The organism is Hominisplanchenecus faecis (assembly GCF_020687205.1).
Taxonomy (GTDB): Bacteria; Bacillota; Clostridia; order Lachnospirales; family Lachnospiraceae; genus Hominisplanchenecus; species Hominisplanchenecus faecis.
The window spans coordinates 1-5,754 of the sequence record NZ_JAJEQE010000081.1; the positions used below are offsets into that span (position 1 = coordinate 1).

Annotated in this window: 1 protein-coding gene and 1 tRNA gene; one reads left to right on the forward strand and one right to left on the reverse strand. The window is 43.4% G+C overall.

Annotated features, from left to right (window positions below):
* Nucleotides 1-611: 611 nt before the first annotated feature.
* On the reverse strand, nt 612-5,042 hold the full coding sequence (locus tag LKD42_RS15280; RefSeq protein ID WP_248836113.1) for an Ig-like domain-containing protein: 4,431 nt from the start codon (nt 5,040-5,042) through the stop codon (nt 612-614).
* A 230-nt stretch (nt 5,043-5,272) separates the two neighbouring features.
* Between LKD42_RS15280 and LKD42_RS14575 the strand changes: the two genes are divergently transcribed.
* Nucleotides 5,273-5,343: transfer RNA gene (locus LKD42_RS14575), tRNA-Gly, on the forward strand.
* Nucleotides 5,344-5,754: the final 411 nt, after the last annotated feature.

Here is a 5,754-nt window from a genome sequence, read left to right on the forward strand (position 1 = left end):
GACAGCGGCTCCTTGGGGCGGCAGCATCGCAAACCTCACGACGGAAGCCTTGCTACCGTCAGAGCGATTTGTTTTCGAATTCATCATGGCCGTATTATTTTACACACCATGTTTTACAATGTAGTTCGTCTGCACATTGCCAAAAGCTCCTGGCCTGAACGCTGTCTCTTAAGCAGAAGGCATCTTCCAGCTACAAATATTTGCCAGAGCAACTTTTTGCTTCCACAAAGGTAACCTGCCTGGCAGACGGTATAAATGTTATTTTTTCTTTTGATGAAATAAAAAAGAGAAGTGTAAAATATAAAAGATGGCGGACAACAAAAAGACAGAGGCATAGTGACGGCAGCAAGTTTCCGTTACTCTATCTCTGTCTTTTCCTGTTCTGTGTTTTGAATCTTGGCCTGAAGGACTGTTCCGCTTAAGAATCCCCGACCGGTAAGGAGCTTTTGGCAATGTGCAAAATGAACAATTCCCAAGAAGGTACTCGAACATGGCCGGTACTTAGCAACCGTATTTTGGTTGCTTACGTACCGCTGCCAATGTGAGGTAGCGAGAGCGTGCCTTCGGGGAGTTCGTTCATTTGCACATTCTAAAACCTCCGCCACAACTTTTTATTTTACAGTTACTTTAATCTTAACTTTCTTACTTCCGGATTTCACGGTAATCGTTACTTTTCCGGATTTCTTTGCTTTTACGACTCCTTTTGAAGAAACGGTCACTACTTTCTTATTGGAAGAAGTGTAAGTCAGTTTCTGTTGAGATGTGAGTGGTTTTAACACTGGTTTCAGTTTTACGCTGGAGCCTTTCTTCAGTGTCAGTGTTTTTGACAGCCCCTGTATCTTTTTCGTCTTTACGGCAGTTTTCTGAACATTGACTTTGACAGTCTTTTTCAGTCCGCTCTTCAAAGTGATGGTCAGGACTGCATGATCTTTTTTCTTTCCGGCTTTGATCTTACCGTTTTTGTTAACAGTGAAGACTTTTGGATTGCTGGAAGTGTAAGAAACAATGGAATCTCCATTGGCAAGTCCGCTTACTTTGAATTTTGTGGTAGTCTGTTTTACTTGCAGCGGGATCAAGGTCATATTAACCTTGATGCTCGGAGTCAGAGCTGTTCCGACAGTACGGGTCTCTTTTTCACCACATGCACATACTCTTTCCTGTTTTTCTGCTGAAAATACAGTAGCGGCCGATACGGTTTTCCATGTGCTGAAGCTGTGTGCGTGTTTTACAGATTCTGTTTCAGTTTCACTTTCGGTTTCTTTTCCGATTGCCATTACGATATCTTTGGGCAGGATGTAAGCAGATTCAGTGCTGTCCTTTGGTGCCTTTACAACGGTGATCTGGTAGGTGCCGCCGGAAGGAATAGTAAGTGATACTTTTCCGTTTTCGTCGGTTATGGCACTTACAATTGCATTGCCGTTTGCATCAACAGCGGATACGGTATAACCTTTCTGTACAGATGCCGGTTTGAGATTGCCCTTTTCATCGTAATCCATCGGGTGCATACCCCATAAGGTCAGATCCAGCTTTTCACCGGCTTGGATGGTTTCCGGTACATTTTCAAAATACAGATAAATATCTTTGTACTGCTTCAGGTCACCATACATAAATACAGATACGGAATCCCCGCTAGATACAACTGCTTCTGCTGCACTGGCAGATCCTGGAATCTGATCGTTGACGCAGATACCAATGCTGTAGGTTTCAATGCCATAGATCTTGTTGATAAATCCATTGTTTACAGCCAGATAGTCGGTAGGGTTTGCTTTAAAGGCATCTTTGTACTGTGCGGCATGCCATGCGACCAGCACATCAAGTGCAGTTACTTTGTTTTTATAAGCAGCCGGTTTGGAATAACCATAGTTTGCAGCAGTATGAGCCTTAACGGTCATTTTGCTGACATCCATACCTTTGCCGGCTTCCTGATTGATCTTTACGGTGACAAGAGCTTCTGTTTCGTTCTGAGAATCCTGTATGGTGCTGATAAGAGCAGTGATCTCAGTAACTTTCTGCTCGATTTCTGTTTCGGCTGCATCTTCTCTTTCAAGGAGAGCTTTTGCTTCTGTGATCGCCGTCTGCAGTTTGTCTCTGGTTCCTTCCGGATACTGTCCGGCTCCGGTTCCTTCGGTTACAGAATCCAGAAGCGTCTGTGCATGATCAATGGCAGTCTGAAGCTGTTCAGCAACTTTGCTGTCCGGCTGTACAGTAACAGTAACGGATACTTCCTGTTTGTAGAGTTTCTGTAAAACTTTGTTGCCCGGATGGCTGGATGCGTATTTTCCGTAACGTTCGCTGCTGAGCCAGGAAGTGATCGTGATCTCAGTTGGAGTTTCCGGACGGATGACAACCAGATTTTCATGCTGGATCACGGCATTATTGGAAGAACGGAATTTGTTGTAACCGGCACCCTCCATTTCCCATGGATCATCGAAATATCCGTCTGCACAGATACCGGCATCGGTAAGATCACTGATGTTGTATACCCAGACAGCATTTCCATCGGCATCAAAATACATTTCCTGGAACGGATGCAGGTTTTCAGTGATTTTATCTGCAGATACATTGTTTCCTTTGATACCGTCAAAATAATGAGCTTTCGCATAATTCATCATTTCAACTTCTTTATCCAGGTCTTTCTGTGTCAGCTTTTTGATGGTGATCGGGAATACCCTGGAAACAGTCACGCCCTTACGCGTAAAGGAAACGGTCAGGTTGACGGTGGTATCCTGAGGCTGGAATACATCTACGTTTGCTTTGTAACCGTTGATTTTGACAGCATCGTTGTCAGAAGTTACGGTGATTTCTTTATTATTAAAGACATTCTCGCCGTTCTCATCTTTGATCCGAGTATATCTTGGCAGCTGAATGTCACCGGTGCAGGCTTCCGGATCAATTACCGTCGTTGTTCCGTAATAAACAAGATCGGTGATCTTATAATACTGGTTCAAAATTGCTTTGAGTTCAGCTTCAGTCGGAGCCGGTTTTCCGGTACCTTTTACAGTTACGGTAAATGGCACGCTGATCGTATTAATATCAGATATTTTTTCAACCTGTTCGTTCATGACAGATTCATTTGCCGTGAATGTAGCGGTCAGTGTAACTTCCGTATCTTCAACCGGCTGATTGATCACACCGGTTGCAGCGTAGATCGGAGAATCGATCGAAGGCTTCTGGATGCTGATCACATCTGGATTGGAAGAAGTCCAGCTGATGGTTGACCATACGGTACGCAGGCTGGTTCCCATACACTGCGGCAGTGTCAGATTGGAAGTTACCTCTGTCTGACTGATATTTTCACTTTTGATTCTATCCCAGGTCAGCTGATCGGCTTCCGATTTCATTTTGGAAGCAAAATGTTTCTGATCCCATCCAATGACTACTCTGCGTTCGGCTGTTTCTGCTGTCGCACCGTTTAAGCTGAATTTCAGCATAACGGAAATGGTTTTTGAATTCAGGCCGTAAGCGTTCAGCGTATCGGCAGTAGAGTAGTGGATGATGCCGTCAGTGCTGATCCAGTCAGTATCGTCAGAAGAAACAACGGATACCGTTACCTGCTCTGCTTTATCGACAGCTGCATAATCGCCGGTTTTCAGTTTTGCTTCGATCAGTGCATTAATATTAGAAGCGTTTTTGTAGGATGTGCGGATAGCACCAAATTCCTTGTCAAAGATTTCTTTTACCTTATCAACGGCAGCCTGATCGGCAGAATCAACCGTTACATCTTTGTCCATGTTTACGGCAGCCGTAATCTTTTCTTCTGATCCGGTTGGTGCATAAGAAACATTTTTTACGTCCTTATATCCCTCGGCAGTTACAGAATAACGATAAGTGCCGTATTTGCTCAGCGTGTAGGAACCGTCACCATTTGCTGTCATGGTTTCCCAGTCGGTATCGCCCCAGTCATCTTCAACCTCTTCTTCCACTTTGAGGTTAAAGTTTGTGATGGCTGTATCGCCGTCCATTGGCTGGAAGGTTACAGCGTAGCTGGTAATATTTTTTTCCAGTTCTACATCAATGGTGATATCTTCGTCTGGTGTGATCGTGCCGTTGGCAGTTTTGTAGTTTGGTGCTTCAACCGTCCAGTTGTAGCTTACACCTTTCTGCAGTTTATAGCTTCCGTCGGATTCCGGACTGATCGTAGTATAGTAGCCCTTTTTAACCTTGATGGAAGCACCGGAAATTTCAGCACCGCTTGCTTTGTCCTTGACGGAAAATCTGATATTCTGTATCATGATCGGACTTAAAGTTACGGTTTTTAAGAAAACAGGTTCTTCGGAATTGCCTGTATAAGTAAATGTTTCGCTATAATCGGTATAGCCCTCTTTTTTAACGGTCAGCTTGTAAGAAGCACCGTTTTCCATCTTGTAGCTGCCATCGCTTGCAGGTGTAACCGTGTCCCATCCGTCTTTTTCTACGGTAATAGAGGCATCCGTAATTGGATTTTTGTTCTTATCCTGAACAGCAACCTGCATCTTGTATTCTACTTCAGCGGCTTCCAGAATAAAGGTGAAGTCCTGTGTGGCAAGTGCAGTGGCTGTTCCGTCGTCGATGGCAGAATTTTCGGTATCACTTGCGAACAGTTTCAGTGTTGCAGTAAAAGAATACGGTGATGTCGGTCTGCTTTTAATGGAACGGCTTCCATTTTTTGTCGGTACCAAATAGGAGATATATGGATTGTTTTTATCAATATACCATCCTGTTTTATAAACGGTATTAAGATATTTCAGACGTAAGGAATTGATGGATCCGCCGTTTGGGATTTTCAGGCCAATATTGTAGGTAAGACCATCCTCACTTTTAACAACACCATTACCACCTGTGGTGATAACCTTGTTTGTAGCATCAATAAAATTTTCTTTCAGATACGCCTGTGCGGCTTCTTCTGCACTCTGGGTTTCGTCTGCCTCTTCAGCCTGGGAAACCACCCCGGTATCTGCCTGCGAAAGATCGCTGGCATACGTCACTGACGGCAGAGTGCCAACTGTCATCATGGCACATAAAGCCATGGAAAGTGCTCGCTTCATTAGCTCTTTTCTTTTCACTTTTTTTCCTCCTGAGTTTGAAATAGAATGAAAATAGTTATAGGGTATACAGGATATCCCAGCCTTTTCCAATCGCTGTGTCAAGAATTTAACGAGAGAAAAACTTACATTCTGCTATCCAAAATGTCCAAAGTGACAAAAGAAGGATTACAAAAAAAGTTTAAAAAAACAAAAAATTTCTCTTGCATTTCTGTGAAAGCTATGCTATTATAGGCAGTGCATTGAGAGATGCGGGTGTAGTTCAATGGTAGAACACCAGCCTTCCAAGCTGGATACGTGGGTTCGATTCCCATCACCCGCTTTTTTTGTTGCTCAAAATAAACGCTCCGCGAGATGCAAAGCGATTCTGTTAGATAAATGTCAGCAAAACGGATCAGAATAACATATCAAGTCTCACGTGCGTTTGACTTGCATTTTTTTATAAAAAAATGTGCTCCCTCTCAGGTCACAAGTTTGCTTTGCTTGTCTTCCTGAAAGGGAGCATCTTTAGGACAATAAGCGGGAATCCTTGGCAATTCAATTACCGAGATGAAAGCGCAGGAGTGTGCATATCTGCACAATGCAAACAGTATAATAATCCTCATCCTCTGTTAAAATATAAATAAAAAGTTGTGGCGGAGGTTTGTGTAAATGTGCAAATGAACGCCATAGAAATGATTTTATAAAATATGACGCCATGATGATTCGAAAACAATCTCCTGACACGCTGCGT